Origin of the sequence: Streptomyces sp. NBC_01352, from assembly GCF_036237295.1 — a bacterium.
Lineage (GTDB): Bacteria > Actinomycetota > Actinomycetes > Streptomycetales > Streptomycetaceae > Streptomyces > Streptomyces plumbiresistens.
Genome location: NZ_CP108354.1, coordinates 3,560,078 through 3,576,090 on the forward strand (window position 1 = coordinate 3,560,078; position 16,013 = coordinate 3,576,090).

A 16,013-nucleotide genomic window follows, 5' to 3' on the forward strand; every position below is an offset into this window, starting at 1 on the left:
GAGGGCCGGCCACGGCCGGGGTTCAGGGGTTCTCCTGGGGTCTCAGACCGCCTCGGCGGTCTCGGGGAGCTCGATGGCGAGCTGCTCGGTGAGGTCCACGACCTCGGCGAGATCACCGAAATCGCGTACAGCCGTGTCGACCGTCTTTCGAATACGAGTGTTGACCCTCTCGGAGCGCACCTTCTTGGCCTCCAGCATGGCCTTCGAGGCCAGCTGCGCGCTCCGCTCGGGCTCCCGCTGGAGCAGGTGGACCGTGGCCATACCGATCAGATTGAGTGCGTACGAACGCTGGTGATCGGAATCCTCGGCGAAGAGCTCGACGGCTCGCTGCATGAGGGGCTCGGCCAGGGAGGCGTAGGTGGGGCTGCGACCGGCGACGTAGGCGAGGTCGCGGTAGGAGTGGGAGTTCTCGCCGTACAGCTCGGCCTCGGAGAAGAAGCCGATCCAGTCGGGGTCCGGCTCGTCCCACTCGTCGGCGTCGGCGAAGGTGTCCTCGGCCATCCGGACCGCCCTCTTGCACTTGCCGGGCTGCCCCATGTTGGCGTAGGCGCGGGCCTCCATCGCATACAGCATGGACTGGGTGCGCGGGCTCGCGCAGTCCCGGCTGCCGTACTGCGCGAGGTGGATCAGTTCCAGGGCGTCCTCGGGCCGCCCGAGGTGGATCATCTGGCGGCTCATGCTGGACAGGATGTACGAGCCGAGCGGCTTGTCGCCCGCCTCCTTGGCGGCGTGCAGGGCGAGGACGAAGTACTTCTGGGCGGTGGGCTGCAGCCCGACGTCGTACGACATCCAGCCGGCCAGTTCCGCGAGCTCGGCGGCGACCTTGAAGAGCTTCCGGGCGGTGGCCTCGGGCTGTGACTCCTGGAGGAGGTCGGTCACCTCGTGCAGCTGGCCGACGACCGCCTTGCGGCGCAGGCCGCCGCCGCACTGGGCGTCCCACTGGCGGAACATCACCGTCGTCGACTCGAGGAGGTCCAGCTCGGGCCTGGAGAGCCGGCCGCGGCGGGCCGAGGGCGAGGACGGCTCGGGCTCGTGGTGCGGGGACGGGGGCGCGGGCACCAGCCAGCGCTGCATGGGCTCGATGAGGGACGGGCCCGCGGACAGGGCCAGCGAGGTCCCGAGGAAGCCGCGCCGCGCCAGCATCAGGTCGCTGCGCGAGAACTCGCTGAGCAGGGCCACCGTCTGCGGGCCGGTCCAGGGCAGGTCGACGCCGGTCGCGGAGGGTGACTGGCGGGCGGCGCGCAGGCCGAGATCCTCGACGGAGACGACACAGCCGAACCGCTCCGAGAACAGCTCGGACAGGATCCGGGGGATCGGCTCGCGGGGGTTCTCGCCGTCCAGCCAGCGGCGTACGCGGGAGGTGTCGGTGGAGATGTGGTTGGCGCCCAACTGGCGGGCCCTGCGGTTGACCTGGCGGGCGAGCTCGCCCTTGGACCAGCCGCTGCGCACGAACCACGAAGTGAGCAGCTCATTGGGGCGCTTGTCAGCGTTCGTTGCGTTTGCCGCGCTCGTCCCGCTACCGCCGTTGCCGCTCACTGGAACGCCCCCATCCCTGAGACCACTTGTCACTGAGTGCGCCAAGCCTTATCAGAATGCCGGTAAATACGGCCGTCCGTCCGGCGGTTGCCACCCTTCGAACAGGAAGCCGAGTTGCCTCCGGCATACCCATGAGTGCATGTGCCCCCAGGCCTCATGCACTCAAAGTAATCCTACGATCACGCGTCCAGCCATGGCGATCCCGGAAACGCCACCATTCGCCACCCCTTCGAATGAACTCACGACCGCCTCCACACGATTCACTTGACAGAGCATGGCCGGGAGTGGGCGGAGCGATGCACTCAGGGGCGCGCGTTGGTGAGCACACCACCCAGGGCGCTTCCGAGCGCCGCCATGACCCGGACGTGGCACCGGGAAGGGCAACGGAGAGTCACAGTTCGCGTTCGTCGCGTAACCACCGGCACGCCGGACACGTTGGAGGGGGCATGGGCTTCACGATCGGCGGCATTCGGGAGATCCGCTCCGGTTCACGTCGGCGCGGCCGCTCGTCGGAGTGCACGACCGTCGCCGAGTTCACCGGACTCTGGGGCTGGGACGTCGTCCCGGGGGCGCGCGCCGCGGCGGGTGCCTGCTCGTGCGGGCGCGCGGACTGCGCCGCCCCGGGCGCCCATCCTCTCGACTTCGCGCCGCCCGTCCCGGCCGGCGCGACCCTCGACGAAGTCACCAAGACCTGGGCGGAGTTCCCCGGCGCCGCGGTGATGCTGCCGGTCGGCCGGGCGTTCGACGTGATCGAGGTGGCCGAGCCCGCCGGGCGCCGCGCCCTGGTCCGCCTGGAGCGCATGGGCCTCCCCCTCGGCCCGGTGACCGCCGGCCCCGAGGGCCGCGCCCACTTCTTCGTCGCCCCCGGCGCCGCCGCCGAACTCCCCGAGCTCCTCTACCGCATGGGCTGGGACGACCCCACCTCCCTCGACCTGCACGGCCTCGGCCCCGGCACCCACATCACGGCTCCGCCGTCCGACCGGGGCGGGCTGGGTCCGGCACGCTGGCTGCGGCCGCCGTCACTGGACACGGCGACGAAGCCGCCGGCGGCGCGGTTACTGCTGGGGACGCTGGCCTACGTGGCGCACCGGTCGCGCGCATAGTCGTACACAGCGAAGCGCCCGTCCCCGACTGCACCTCGGGGGCGGGCGCTTCTTCGACCACGTACGGACGTCCGTACCTGACTGGTCACTCGCCGATAAGGGCATCCACGAACGCTTCCGGCTCGAACGGCGCCAGGTCGTCGGCGCCCTCTCCCAGGCCGACCAGCTTGACCGGCACACCGAGCTCGCGCTGCACCGCGACGACGATGCCGCCCTTCGCGGTGCCGTCCAGCTTGGTGAGGACGATGCCGGTGATGTCGACGACCTCGGCGAAGACCCGGGCCTGGACGAGACCGTTCTGGCCCGTCGTCGCGTCGAGGACGAGCAGGATCTCGTCCAGCGGGGCGTGCTTCTCGACGACGCGCTTGACCTTGCCGAGCTCGTCCATGAGGCCGGTCTTGGTGTGCAGGCGCCCGGCGGTGTCGATGAGCACGACGTCCGCGCCCATCTCCTTGCCCTCCTTGACGGCGTCGAAGGCGACGGAGGCCGGGTCGCCGGCCTCGGGGCCGCGCACGGTGTGGGCGCCGACCCGGTCGCCCCAGGTCTGCAGCTGGTCGGCGGCAGCCGCCCGGAAGGTGTCGGCGGCGCCGAGCACGACACTGCGGCCGTCGGCCACCAGGACGCGGGCGAGCTTGCCGGTGGTGGTGGTCTTGCCGGTGCCGTTGACGCCGACGACCATCACGATGCCGGGCTTGCTGGCCTCCGGCTCGGTCCTGACCGTGCGGTCGACGTCGGTGCCGACCAGCTTGAGCAGCTCTTCGCGCAGCAGGGCGCGCAGCTCCTCCGGCGTGCGGGTGCCGAGCACCTTCACGCGCTCGCGCAGGCGTTCGACCAGCTCCTGGGTGGGCGTGACGCCGACGTCGGCGGTGAGCAGGATGTCCTCGATCTCCTCCCAGGTGTCCTCGTCGAGGTGCTCGCGCGCCAGCAGCGTGAGCAGGCCCTTGCCGAGGGCGTTCTGCGAGCGGGAGAGGCGGGCGCGCAGACGGACCAGGCGGCCCTCGGTCGGCTCGGGGATCTCGATCTCGGGGGCTTCAACGGAGGGAGGCTCCTCCACGACGACGGGAGCCGAGCCGTCCGGGAGGTCCACCTCCTCTATCGTCCGGCGCGGTTCGTCGCGCGGCGTCTCGGCCTCGTCGCCGACGTGCGGCTCGGCCGGAGGGGCGGTGATGTCGGGGGCGGTGGGCGGCGGCGGGGGCAGCGGCTTCCTGCGCCGGCTGCCGACGACGAGCCCGCCGAGCACACCGAGCAGGACCACGGCGATGACTACAGCAAGGATGACGGTTTCCATAACCCGTCCAGTATGCGTGACCCCTCTCCGCCAGGTCCGTCGCCCGCACCTCCGAACGGGCACGGAAGGGCCACGGAACGGGGGCGGGCCCTACCCCTGGTTACCTGACGAACCGTCAGCTAACCTCCCCCCGCACCGGCACCCCACCCACCCGGCGAAGGGGGCTCCCATGCCCGTCACGGTCGTCCGTTTCAACCTCGTAGAGCCCGGCGCCACCCCCGCCTCGCTCGGCGCCCGCTACCGGGCCGCCCTGGAGATGGCCGCGTACGCCGACGACCACGGGATCACCACCGTGCAGACCGAGGAGCACCACGGCGTCGACAACAACTGGCTGCCCTCGCCGTTCGCCTTCGCGGGCGCGGTCTTCGGGGCCACGCGCCGGATCGCGGTGACCGTCTCGGCGGTCATCGGCCCGTTGCACGACCCGCTGCGGCTGGCGGAGGACATCGCCGTACTGGACCTGCTGAGCGGCGGGCGACTGGTGACGGTCGCCGGGATCGGATACCGGCCCGAGGAGTACGCGCAGTTCGACGTGGAGTGGAAGCGGCGGGGGCGGCTCCAGGACGAGCTGCTGGAGACGGTGCTGAAGGCGTGGACGGGTGAGCCCTTCACGTACCGGGGCCGTACGGTACGGGTCACCCCGCGCCCGTACTCCGACCCGCACCCCCTGCTCCTGGTCGGCGGCTCCTCGAAGGCCGCCGCCCGCCGGGCCGCCCGGCTCGGCCTGCCCTTCTTCCCCAGCGCGCATCTGCCGGAGCTGGAGGCGTACTACAAGGAGCGGCTGGTGGAGTACGGCACCGAGGGCTGGACCATGATGCCCGCCGCCGAGACTCCCCTGATCCACCTCGCCGAGGACCCGGACGAGGCGTGGGCCGCGCACGGCGAGCACTTCCTGCACGAGGCCCGGACGTACGCCTCCTGGCAGTCCGGCGACATCCGCTCGGCGGTGAGGTCGGCGGCCACGACGGTGGACGAGCTGCGCGCCGAGGGCGTGTACCGGATCCTCACACCCGACGAGTGCCTGGACCAGGGCCTGGACAACCTCGTCCTGCATCCGCTGGCGGGCGGGATGCCGGTGGACGAGGGGTGGCGCAGCCTGCGGCTGTTCTGCGAGAACGTACTGCCCCGGCTCGGACCGTGAAGGCCGGGTGAGCCGGGGCAGTACGTCTTACGGGTGTCGAGGAGCCGGCAGCGGGGACTTGGCCCGGCTCCTCGAGTGCGAGGGCCTCGGTACGAGGCTCAGCCCATCTCCTCCAGCGCCTTGCCCTTCGTCTCCTTGACGTACTTGAGGACGAAGGGGATGGAGAGCGCGGCGAAGACCGTGTAGATCACGTAGGTGAAGGAGAGGTTCCAGTCGGCCAGCGACGGGAAGCTCGCGGTGATGGCCCAGTTGGCGATCCACTGCGCGGCGGCTGCCACACCCAGGGCGGCGGCGCGGATCCGGTTCGGGAACATCTCGCCGAGGAAGACCCAGACGACCACACCCCAGGACAGGGCGAAGAAGAGGACGAACACGTGGGCGGCGATCAGGGCGATCCAGCCCTGGGTGGCCGGCAGCTTGCCGTCGACCAGGTCGAAGGAGAACGCCCAGGCCTCCAGCGCGAGGCCGATCACCATGCCGACGGAGCCGATGAGGGCCAGCGGCCTGCGGCCGACGCGGTCGACGAAGATCATGGCGATCACGGTGCCGACGATGTTGATGATCGACGTCGTGAAGGAGTAGAAGAACGAGTCCGTCGGGTCGACGCCGACCGACTGCCACAGCGTCGAGGAGTAGTAGAACGCGACGTTGATGCCGACGAACTGCTGGAAGACCGACAGGCCGATGCCGATCCAGACGATCGGCTTGAAGAAGAAGGAGCCGCCGAGCAGGTCCTTGAAGGTGGACTTGTGCTCGCTGGTCATCGCGTGCTCGATCTCGGCGACGCGGGCGTCCAGGTCGACGCTCTTGCCCTCGACCTCTTCGAGGATCTCGCGGGCCCGCTCGTGCTTGCCGACGGAGATCAGGAAGCGCGGGGACTCGGGGATCGCGAAGGAGAGCAGGCCGTAGAGGACGGCCGGGATCACCATGACGCCGAGCATGACCTGCCAGGCCTCCAGGCCCATGAGCTTGCCGCGCTGGTCGCCGCCGGCGGCGTTCAGCAGACCCCAGTTGACCAGCTGGGAGATCGCGATGCCGATGACGATCGCGGCCTGCTGGAAGGAGCCGAGCCGGCCGCGGTAGGCCGGCGGGGCGACCTCGGCGATGTAGGCGGGGCCGATCACGGAGGCCATGCCGATGGCGAAGCCGCCGATGACCCGCCAGAAGGCGAGGTCGTACAGCGAGAAGGGGAGCGCCGAGCCGACGGCGCTGACCGTGAAGAGGACGGCCGAGATCTGCATGCACCGGATACGGCCGATGCGGTCGGCGATGCGACCCGCGGTCGCGGCGCCGATGGCGCAGCCGATGAGGGCGATGGCGATGACCTGGGCCAGCGCCGCGGAGCCGATGTCGTAGCGGTCCCGGATGGCCTCGACGGCGCCGTTGATCACGGAGCTGTCGTAGCCGAAGAGGAAACCGCCCATCGCGGCCGCCGCCGCGATGAAGATGACATGCCCGAGATGATCGGGATGAGCCGAAGCGGCTCCTGACTTGGGTGCCGACGCTGTGCTGGTCACGTGTACTCCTCGGGCCACCGGCAACGCTGCCGGAGTGGGGGTGAGCCCTTCACGTCGCTCACCCCTGAAGGTAAAAACAACGTTGCCGAGACTATGCCTTCAAGTTTCGAAGTCAATATTTCATTCGGTGTGAACTTTGGGCAGTGAAGTAAGAGAAGTGTGTTCAAGAGTTGAACCTATGGAGACGCGCAGGTCAGTGTCGGTGTAGGCGGCACGTATCTAGCGAAGGCGCTGCGAGATGACCTTCGACACACCGTCGCCCTGCATGGAGACGCCGTACAGCGCGTCGGCGACCTCCATCGTGCGCTTCTGGTGCGTGATCACGATCAGCTGCGAGGCCTCCTGCAGCTCCTGCATGATGCGGATCAGCCGCTGGAGGTTGGTGTCGTCGAGCGCCGCCTCGACCTCGTCCATGACGTAGAACGGGCTGGGCCGCGCCTTGAAGATCGACACCAGCAGCGCCACGGCGGTCAGTGAGCGCTCACCGCCCGAGAGCAGGGACAGCCGCTTGACCTTCTTGCCCGGCGGCCGGGCCTCGACGTCCACGCCCGTGGTGAGCATGTTGTCGGGGTCGGTCAGGATCAGCCGCCCGTCGCCGCCCGGGAACAGCCTGCTGAACACGCCCTCGAACTCACGGGCCGTGTCCCGGTAGGCCTCGGTGAAGACCTGCTCGACGCGCTCGTCGACCTCCCTGACGACCTGGAGCAGGTCGGTACGGGTCTTCTTCAGGTCTTCCAGCTGCTCGCTGAGGAACTTGTGGCGCTCCTCCAGCGCCGCGAACTCCTCAAGGGCCAGCGGATTCACCTTGCCGAGCTGCTGGTACGCCCGCTCGGTCGCCTTCAGCCGCCTCTCCTGCTCGGCCCGGTGGAACTGCTTGGGCTGGTTGCGCGGGTGCTCCGGGTCCTCCGGCAGTTCCTCGCCCTCGGCGGGGGGCGAGGGCGGCACCAGCTGGTGCGGGCCGTACTCGGCCACGAGCCCCGCCGGTTCCACACCGAGCTCCTCCAGCGCCTTGGTCTCCAGCTGCTCGATCCGCAGCCGCTTCTCGGCGCCGAGTACCTCGCCCCGGTGGACCGAATCCGTCAACTTGTCGAGTTCCGCCTTGAGATCGCGTCCCGCGGTGCGGGCGGCGGCCAGCTCCTGCTCACGGCGGGCCTTGGCGGCCTCGGCGGCGGTGCGCTCCTCGTCGGCGCGGGCGAGGGAGACCTCGACGTGCGCGAGCAGCTGCCGCGCACCGGAGGCGACGGCCTCCGCGACGGCCGCCTCGTGTCTGAGGCGGGCCCGCCGTTGTTCGGCACGCGCGCGTGCCTCGCGTTCCGCACGGGCGGCCCGGTCGAGCGAGTCGGCCCGTCCGGACAGGCCCTTGACTCTTTCCTCGTGTGTACGGACCTGGAGGCGGGCCTCCATCTCGGTCTGCCGGGCGTTGGCTCCGTCGGCGGCGAGCCGGTCCCGTACCGAGGTGTCGGGCTCCTCCTCGACCGGCATCTCCTCGGCGACGGCGAGCCGCTCGGCGAGTTCCTCGACGTCCTGGAGAGCCTTGTCCAGGGCTTCCTGCGCCCGCGCGGCGGCGGCCACGGACCGCTCGGCCTCCCCCGCGGCGCCACGTGCCTGCCCGGACAGCCGCCCCAGCTGCTGCGCCACGCCCGACTTCTCCCGGTCGGCGGCCCGGCGCCGCTCCCCCAGCTCCTCCACGCTCGCGGCACACTCCCGGCGCCGCTCCCCCGCCACGTGCTGCGCCTCGGTCAGCTCCTCGCACCGCACGGCCAGCTCCTCGAGCTCGGCGGCCGCCTCGTCCACGGACGCCTGCACCTCGAGCAGGCTGGGCGCCCCGGCGGACCCGCCCTGCGCGAAGTGCGCGCCCAGCAGATCGCCTTCGGCGGTGACGGCGGTGAGGTCGGGCCGCGCGTAGACGAGATCCTCGGCGTCTTCGAGGGTGCCGACGACGACGATCCCGCGCAGCAGGCGGCGTACGGCGGGCATGAGGTCGGAGGGGCCGCGGACGAGGTCGGCGGCGAGAGGAGGGCCGTCGGGGTGCGGCCGTCCGGACGCGGCGTCGGAGTGCGGGCTGTCGGCGGAGTGGACCGCGTCGCCGAGGCGTGGGTCTGCGGAGGCGGCGTCGGCCGTCAGAGGCTGCCATGCCTCGCCGCCGGTGTTCGTGGGTGCCGCCACCGAGCCTGCCGGTGCGCCGGCTCCGGTCCTGGTGGCGGCCGGGCCGGTGTCCTCCGGGGCCCCCGCCAGCAGCAGGGCCGCCCGTCCGGCGTCCTGCTTGCGCAGCAGCCGGATCGCGTCGGCGGCCGAGGACGGGGTGGTCACGGCGATGGCGTCCGCGGCGGCGCCGAAGGCGGCGGCCAGGGCCACCTCGTGGCCCGGGGTCACGGTCAGCAGCTCGGCGGCCGGGCCGAGCAGGCCGGTGAGACGGTCCTTCGCGTCGAGCAGCGCGCCCGTGCCGTCCTTGCGGCGCAGACCGAGCGCCAGCGCCTCGTGACGGGCCTGGGTCGCGGCCCGTCTGCGCTCGGCGGCCGTGGCCGCCTCGCGGGCCGCGGTCAGCGCGGCCTCCGCCTCGGCGAGCTGCCGTTTCGCCGCCTGATGCTGCTCGGCGAGTTCCGCGTCGCCGGCGTCGAGGCCGTCGACCTCGGCCTTCAGGACCTCGTACTCCTCCTGCGCGGCGACCGCCCGCTCCTGCGCCTCGTCCCTCGCGGCGGCCAGGCGGTCGATCTCGGCCTGGGCCGAGGCCGCACGCGAGCGGGCCGCGTTGACCTGGCCGTTCAGGCGGGCCAGGCCCTCGCGACGGTCGGCGATCGCCCGGGCGAGGTCCTTCAGGCGCCGTTCCTCATGGGCCAGTTCGCGTTCCAGGTCGGCGCGGTGCGCGACCGTGTCCTCCAGGGCGCGCTCGGCCGCCTCCAGGGCCGCTTCGAGCTCGGCCTCCTGCTCACGGATCCGGGCGGCCTCGCGTTCCATGTCCTCGGGGTCACGGCCGCGCCGCTCCTCGGGCGGCGCCGAGGTCGCGCTCTTCACGCGCGCGTCGGCCAGCGAGATCGTGCCGCGCACCCGTTCGGCGAGCTGGGAGAGCTCGTACCAGCTCTGCTGCGCCCGCTGGAGGCGCGGTGTGAGCTGTCGTACCTCGTCCTCCAGGAGCGCCTCGCGCTGGAGCGCCTTCTTCAGCTCCAGCTCGGCGGATTCCTTGCGCTCCTTGAGAGCGGCCTCGTCCGCGACCTCGGCCCGCAGCGCCTCCCGCAGCCGGACGAGATCGTCGGCCAGCAGACGAAGGCGCGCATCGCGCAGATCCGCCTGGATCACGGCGGCCCGGCGGGCGACCGCGGCCTGGCGGCCCAGGGGCTTCAGCTGCCGGCGCAGCTCATCGGTCAGGTCCTGCACGCGCGCGAGGTTGGCCTGCATCGCGTCCAGCTTCCGCAGCGCCTTCTCCTTGCGCTTGCGGTGCTTGAGGACGCCCGCCGCCTCCTCGATGAAGGCGCGGCGGCCCATGGGATCGGCGTGCAGGACGGAGTCGAGCTGGCCCTGGCCGACGATGACGTGCATCTCGCGGCCGATGCCGGAGTCGGACAGGAGTTCCTGGATGTCGAGGAGACGGCAGGTGTCGCCGTTGATCTGGTACTCGCTGCCCCCGTTGCGGAACATGATCCGCGTGATGGTGACCTCGGCGTACTCGATGGGCAGCGCCCCGTCGGAGTTGTCGATGGTCAGCGACACCTCGGCGCGGCCCAGCGGCGGGCGCCCGGTGGTGCCGGCGAAGATGACGTCCTCCATCTTGCCGCCGCGCAGCGACTTGGCGCCCTGCTCGCCCATGACCCAGCTGAGCGCGTCCACGACGTTGGACTTGCCCGAGCCGTTCGGCCCCACGACACACGTGATACCCGGTTCGAACCGGAGCGTGGTCGCCGAGGCGAACGACTTGAAGCCACGGAGGGTCAGGGCCTTGAGGTGCACGGCGCTGGACTCTACCTCCCGGGGGTGTCTCACTCCATGAACCCACGGTTTCACCCATGAACGTGCAGGGCACACCAGACGTTAAAGGAAGTGAAAGGATGCGCGGGGGAAAGAAAGAAGGGACGCCGAAGCGTCCCTTGCAAACTCTGACAACTTAGCGGTTGATACAGGCTGCCCAACCACTGCGTGAGCTGTCGTGTAGCGATGCAGTGATCAGGTGAGCGCGGGCTCCGCCTGGTGTGCGTCGATGCTCTCCATGATCCTGTCGTGAGAAGCGGCAGCCGCGAGCGTGTCGTTCTCGGCCTGAATCCGTACAAGCTCGGATTCGAGGTCCTGGACGCGCTGCTGAAGCCGTCGCATCTCGGCGAGGAGTCGAGGGTCGGAGCCGCCGACGTAACCGAGAAGCGCCTTTGCCATGATGGATGGTCCTCCACACTGAGTGACCGACCGAAGCGGTGTGGGTCGTGAGGGATTCGCACCCGCGGTGCTTGACACTTTTGAGTTCTTGCTGCCGTTCTTCCATGCCAAACAGCTAGGGTGCGCGGGGTGCTTTTAGCGTCTCACCAAAAAGTTTGACGGTCAACACGATCACGCCCCGTATTGGCGGGCAACCCGGTGCTGCGCGGCCTGAACCGGCGGCGCTGCGACTCCTGCGGGGCCCTCGGGGCGTGGCGATCATCCTTACCCGGCGGAGCCTGCCACGACAAGCGGTTCTTGGCAACCACCAGGCTCTTTCTGCTCCGGGCAGCTGCCAGTGGCATGTCCCTCCGCTTCCCGCTGGGCCGTTTTACAGAATCGGGTCAGCGGATGGCGAAGCCGTCGTAGCCCCCGCGAGGTGTGTCCCAGATCTCGGTGACACCCTCCACGCGGCCGGGCGTGTCGTCACCCTGGAGCCAGTCGAGGAGTACCTCGCACCCCGAGCGCGGCCCCTCGGCGACCACCTGGACCCGTCCGTCGCCCAAATTGAGAGCAAAACCACTCAGGCCGCCGATCTCCAGGGCCTTGGCCCGCGTGAACCAGCGGAAACCCACACCTTGGACCCGTCCACGCACCCAGGCGACCAGTCGCACATCCTCGCTCATGAGTGCAACCTAACCGGCCAATGTCTCTCGGGACACTTCCTCCCCTGGCGCCATGCGGTACCGTCCCCACCCAATGAATCTCATACGAAACTCACTCGATCGTGTGAGTTTTGTGAGCTTGGTTGACCGGGGGGACGCGTCGACCGCCAGGACGAGGAAGGCAAGGACATGGGACGCCACCGACGCTCCGCCGCCGGCCGCGCCGCCACGGGCCGCGCCACGGGGGTCACACAAGCGCACGGCTTCTCCACAGGCAGCCACGGACACCACGACTCGTACCCGGGGGAACACCCGACGATAGGTATCGCTCCCTATCTGAACCCCGAGGGTCACGCCGAGGCCAACGCGCGGAGTGACGCCTACCTCTTCGCCACGGAGGAGGACTACGCCCTCTACCGCGGCGAGGGCTTCACACCGGCCGACGGTCCCCGCCGCGCCGGCTCGCATCGCCGCCGCAAGAGGAGCGCCGTCACGCCGGTGAAGACCGGTCTGCTCGGCGTCTCCGCGGCGGTCGCCCTCGGCACGGTCGCGGTCGCCACGGGCGCGATGCCGGGCCTTGAGAACTACAAGCTCGGCGGGGGCAACAGCAGCGACGGCGGCAGCGTGCAGGCCGCGGACTCGCCGACCAACAGCGCGACCGAGCAGGGCGGCACCTCCGGCAGCGCCGAGAGCCGTGACGAGGACGAGTCGACCAGCCGCGACGCCGAGCGCTCCGCCTCGCCCACGCCCGCCCCCTCGACGTCGTCGGCCGCGCCGACCAAGACACCGTCGAAGAAGCCGCAGGCCACCCCCAGCAAGAAGCCCAAGACGACTCCTCCGCAGGCGGCCACCAAGGCACCGCCTAAGGAGACCAGCGCCCCCGTGACGGTGTCCGCGGAGACCGCCGCCGCGGCCGAGGTGCTGAAGCTCGTCAACGACGAGCGGGCGAAGGTGGGCTGCAGTGCGGTCGCCGCGAACAGCGCGCTGGCCGACCTGGCCCAGGACTTCAGCGAGGACATGGCCGAGCGCGGCTTCTTCGACCACACCGACCCGGACGGGCAGAGCCCCTGGGACCGGGCCGCGAAGGCGGGCATCACCGACCTCGGCGGCGAGAACATCGCCCGGGGGCAGGCCGACGCGGCCGCGGTGATGGAAGCCTGGATGAACAGCCCCGGCCACAAGGCCAACATCCTGAACTGCGACTTCAAGACGCTCGGGGTGGGCGTGCACATGGGCCCGGGCGGCCCCTGGTGGACGCAGGACTTCGGCTACTAGGCCCGGCGGCCCGTGCGGCGGCCCACCCCTGCACACTAACTCACAGTTAGTGCAACCTGTCGGTTAGCGCTGTGTTCACGTACGCTTGGGATATGGACACCACGCAGGAGCGCTCGGAGGCGCAGGACCTCCCGTACAACGTGTTCGCCAAGGCCTGCCCCTCGCGCGGCACCCTGGAGCACGTCACGGGACGCTGGGGCGCGCTCGCCCTCGGCGCGCTGCACGAGCACGGGTCGCTGCGCTTCAACGAGCTGCGCCGCCGGATCGACGGCGTGAGCGAGAAGATGCTCTCCCAGACACTGCACGCCCTGGAGCGCGACGGCCTGGTCCACCGCGAGGCCCAGCCCACCAACCCGCCCCGCGTGGACTACGAACTGACTACGCTCGGCCGCGAGGTCGCCGAGCGGCTGATCGGCCTCATCCACTTCGTGGAGGGGCGGATGGACGACGTGCTCACGGCCCGCGAGCGTTACGACGCGACGCGCGGCGCCCGCTGACACCTCGGGCAGAAGTAGCTGGACCGGTTCATCCAGGGGCGTCGGCGCATCGGTGTGGCGCAGCGCTTGCAGGGCAGACCCTCGCGTCCGTACGCGTCGAGCGAGCGGTCGAAGTAGCCCGACTCCCCGTTGACGTTGACGTAGAGGCTGTCGAAGCTCGTGCCGCCGACCGCGAGGGCCGCGTTCATCACGTCCCGGACGTGGCCGAGGAGTTCGGCGGTGCGCGGGCGCGTGAAGTTCGCCGTCGGGCGCTCGTAGTGGATGCGGGCGCGCCACAGCGCCTCGTCCGCGTAGATGTTGCCGACCCCGCTGATCAACGACTGGTCGAGCAGGGCCCGCTTGATGGTGCTGCGCTTGCGGCGCAGGGCCTGGTGGAAGGCCTCGTCGTCGAAGTGCGGGTCGAGGGGGTCGCGGGCGATGTGCGCGATGGCGTCGGGCAGTCCGTCCGGGGTGGTGTCGTGCAGGGACAGGCCGCCGAAGGTGCGTTGGTCGACGAAGCGGAGTTCGGTGTCGACCTCGTCGGCGAAGCGGACCCGGATCCTGAGGTGCTTCTCGTCGGGCGCCGCGTGCGGCTGGACCAACAGCTGCCCGCTCATGCCGAGGTGCGCCAGGATCGCCTGGTCGGTGTCCTCCATCGGCAGCCACAGGTACTTGCCGCGGCGGCTGGGGGTGCCGATGCGGTGGCCCTTGAGACGGTGGGCGAAGTCGTCGGCGCCGGCGAGGTGACGGCGTACCGCACGCGGGTGCAGCACCTCGGCCTCGGCGACCGTCCGGTGGGCCACCCACCGCTCCAGGCCGCGTCGTACGACCTCGACCTCGGGCAACTCGGGCATGGGGCTCCCCCGTCACATCCGGTGTATGAGTCGAGCGCCCGCCCTCGGTGAAGGGGGCGGGCGCTCGGGTCGCGCTTGTTCGGTCAGGCGGAGACGGACGACGGACCTTCGCCGTCCTGGGCGGCCCGCTCGGCCGCCTCCTTGGCGCGCTCGTCCGCCGCGGACCGAATGGCCCGCCACGCGGATTCCGCGGCCTGCTGCTCCGCCTCCTTCTTGCTGCGGCCGGTGCCGGTGCCGTACGAGACGCCTCCGACGCGGGCGGCAGCAGTGAAGGTCTTCTCGTGGTCGGGGCCGGTCTCCGTGACCAGGTACTCGGGCACGCCGAGTCCTTCGGTCGCGGTGAGCTCCTGGAGACTGGTCTTCCAGTCCAGGCCGGCACCGAGGTTCGAGGACTTCTCGATCAGCGGGTCGAACAGGCGGTGCACGAGCTCCGCCGCCGAGTCCAGACCTTGGTCGAGATAGACCGCGCCGATCACCGCTTCCAGGGTGTCGGCAAGGATGGACGCCTTGTCCCGGCCGCCTGTGCCCTCTTCACCACGGCCGAGCCGGATGAAGGAACCCAGGTCGAGCCCACGGCCGACCTCCGCCAGTGCACGCGAGTTGACCACCGCGGCCCGCAACTTGGCCAGCTGGCCTTCGGGCAGGTCGGGGTGGGTGCGATACAGCGTGTCCGTGACCACGAGGCCCAGCACGGAGTCCCCGAGGAACTCCAGACGCTCGTTGGTCGGCAGACCGCCGTTCTCGTATGCGAACGAGCGGTGGGTCAGCGCACGCACCAGAAGGGCGGACTCGAGCTTGTACCCGAGCCGCCCTTCCAACAGCGTGTGGGACGAGGCTGTGTTGTCCGCCGGGTCGACCCCGTTGGCACGGGGAGCGTTCTTCTTTGGCGTGGACACGGTGCCTCTCACCAGCCGCTCAGACCTCGAGGACCTGGCGCTTGTTATAGGTGCCGCAAGCCGGGCACGCGATGTGCTGCAGCTTGGGCTCGTGGCAGCGCTCGCACGCAACCAGGTTGGGGACCGCAGCCTTCCACTGCGACCGGCGGTGGCGCGTGTTGCTGCGCGACATCTTCCGCTTCGGAACAGCCACGGCTACTTCTCCTGCTTCTCGTCGACGCCCGCTTCGGCGTCGCTGGTGTCGTCCTTCTCGCCATCTTCGAGTGAACCGGCGAGTCCCTGCAGTGCCGCCCAACGGATGTCGACGGCGTCATGGTGGTGGCCCGGGTCGTCCGCAAGGCGTGCACCGCACTGGGCGCACAGTCCTGGGCAGTCTTCCCGGCACACCGGCTGCATCGGCAGTGCGAGCACCACCGCGTCGCGCAGCACGGGTTCGAGGTCGAACAGGCCGTCCTCGATGAAGAGCATGTCCTCGTCGTCCTCGGCGTCGTCGGCCGGCTCCGCCTTGGGGCGGCCCCGGTCGTCGGCGTCAGGGTACGAGAACATCTCCTGGAAGTCCGCTTCGAGCGCCAGCTCGAGCGGCTCCAGACACCTTACGCACTCCCCCTTGGCCGTTGCACGGACGGTGCCTGTGACCAGCACACCTTCCATGACCGACTCGAGGCGGAGTTCGAGCTTCATCGGGGCGCCTTCCGGCACTCCGATGACCTCCTGGATCCCGAGATCCTTGGGGGCGTCGATCTCACGGGTCAGGCGCTGCAGCGCGCCAGGACGCCGCCCCAGCTCGTGTGTGTCGAACACGAGAGGGTTGCGGTGGTCGAGGCGGGCGTTCAGGGCCATTCCTGCTTTCGATCTTCTGAGCTCGGGGACGCTGTCCTTCGGTGTTCCCGGGCAGCGTTGATCGCGGACGTGCACGCGACCGAA

Annotated in this window: 14 protein-coding genes; 4 read left to right on the forward strand and 10 right to left on the reverse strand. The window is 70.4% G+C overall.

Features of this window, described 5'->3' with window-relative positions; translation table 11 throughout:
- Positions 1-42: 42 nt before the first annotated feature.
- Positions 43-1,536, reverse strand: coding sequence for a transcriptional repressor NsdA (gene nsdA, locus OG252_RS16490; RefSeq protein WP_266433307.1), 1,494 nt, complete (start codon positions 1,534-1,536; stop codon positions 43-45).
- Between the two features lie 446 nt (positions 1,537-1,982).
- Between nsdA and OG252_RS16495 the strand changes: the two genes are divergently transcribed.
- Entirely contained in the window at positions 1,983-2,639 is a 657-nt protein-coding gene (locus OG252_RS16495) for a bifunctional DNA primase/polymerase (RefSeq protein ID WP_266433309.1), read from the forward strand.
- Between the two features lie 85 nt (positions 2,640-2,724).
- Here OG252_RS16495 and ftsY read toward each other — a convergent pair whose 3' ends face one another.
- Positions 2,725-3,927, reverse strand: coding sequence for a signal recognition particle-docking protein FtsY (ftsY, locus tag OG252_RS16500; protein WP_266433311.1), 1,203 nt, complete (start codon positions 3,925-3,927; stop codon positions 2,725-2,727).
- 169 nt (positions 3,928-4,096) lie between these two features.
- Between ftsY and OG252_RS16505 the strand changes: the two genes are divergently transcribed.
- The gene (locus tag OG252_RS16505) at positions 4,097-5,068 is read left to right on the forward strand and encodes an LLM class flavin-dependent oxidoreductase (RefSeq protein ID WP_266433313.1); all 972 of its coding nucleotides are present in this window, start codon (positions 4,097-4,099) and stop codon (positions 5,066-5,068) included.
- A gap of 98 nt (positions 5,069-5,166) precedes the next feature.
- Here OG252_RS16505 and OG252_RS16510 read toward each other — a convergent pair whose 3' ends face one another.
- From OG252_RS16510 to OG252_RS16525, 4 genes are all read right to left on the reverse strand, one after another.
- Positions 5,167-6,585 (reverse strand): sugar porter family MFS transporter, encoded by a 1,419-nt coding sequence (locus OG252_RS16510; RefSeq protein WP_266433315.1) that lies wholly within the window; start codon positions 6,583-6,585, stop codon positions 5,167-5,169.
- A 219-nt stretch (positions 6,586-6,804) separates the two neighbouring features.
- On the reverse strand, positions 6,805-10,527 hold the full coding sequence (locus OG252_RS16515; RefSeq protein WP_266433317.1) for an AAA family ATPase: 3,723 nt from the start codon (positions 10,525-10,527) through the stop codon (positions 6,805-6,807).
- Positions 10,528-10,740: 213 nt separating this feature from the next.
- Positions 10,741-10,944: a hypothetical protein gene (locus tag OG252_RS16520; protein ID WP_053747983.1), complete on the reverse strand. Its 204-nt coding sequence runs from the start codon at positions 10,942-10,944 to the stop codon at positions 10,741-10,743.
- A gap of 383 nt (positions 10,945-11,327) precedes the next feature.
- Complete coding sequence (locus OG252_RS16525; protein ID WP_266433321.1) at positions 11,328-11,609, reverse strand: acylphosphatase; 282 nt, start codon at positions 11,607-11,609, stop codon at positions 11,328-11,330.
- A 168-nt stretch (positions 11,610-11,777) separates the two neighbouring features.
- On the opposite strand from OG252_RS16525, the gene OG252_RS16530 reads away from it, so the two are divergent.
- The gene (locus OG252_RS16530; RefSeq protein WP_266433324.1) at positions 11,778-12,863 is read left to right on the forward strand and encodes a CAP domain-containing protein; all 1,086 of its coding nucleotides are present in this window, start codon (positions 11,778-11,780) and stop codon (positions 12,861-12,863) included.
- A gap of 92 nt (positions 12,864-12,955) precedes the next feature.
- Positions 12,956-13,360 (forward strand): winged helix-turn-helix transcriptional regulator, encoded by a 405-nt coding sequence (locus OG252_RS16535; RefSeq protein ID WP_266433326.1) that lies wholly within the window; start codon positions 12,956-12,958, stop codon positions 13,358-13,360.
- Here OG252_RS16535 and mutM read toward each other — a convergent pair.
- The 4 genes from mutM to OG252_RS16555 form a co-directional block, all read right to left on the reverse strand.
- Complete coding sequence (gene mutM / locus OG252_RS16540; RefSeq protein ID WP_329336925.1) at positions 13,333-14,193, reverse strand: bifunctional DNA-formamidopyrimidine glycosylase/DNA-(apurinic or apyrimidinic site) lyase; 861 nt, start codon at positions 14,191-14,193, stop codon at positions 13,333-13,335. The two genes, OG252_RS16535 and mutM, sit on opposite strands and share 28 nt — an antisense overlap.
- An 83-nt stretch (positions 14,194-14,276) precedes the next feature.
- Positions 14,277-15,089 carry a ribonuclease III gene (rnc, locus tag OG252_RS16545; protein WP_266433329.1) on the reverse strand — a complete coding sequence of 271 codons (813 nt, stop codon included), beginning with the start codon at positions 15,087-15,089 and terminating at the stop codon, positions 14,277-14,279.
- A 19-nt stretch (positions 15,090-15,108) separates the two neighbouring features.
- Positions 15,109-15,282 carry a 50S ribosomal protein L32 gene (rpmF, locus tag OG252_RS16550; RefSeq protein WP_033321093.1) on the reverse strand — a complete coding sequence of 58 codons (174 nt, stop codon included), beginning with the start codon at positions 15,280-15,282 and terminating at the stop codon, positions 15,109-15,111.
- 2 nt (positions 15,283-15,284) lie between these two features.
- A complete protein-coding gene (locus OG252_RS16555) occupies positions 15,285-15,929 on the reverse strand; it encodes a YceD family protein (RefSeq protein WP_266433333.1) in 645 nt (214 codons plus the stop codon).
- Positions 15,930-16,013 lie beyond the last annotated feature (84 nt).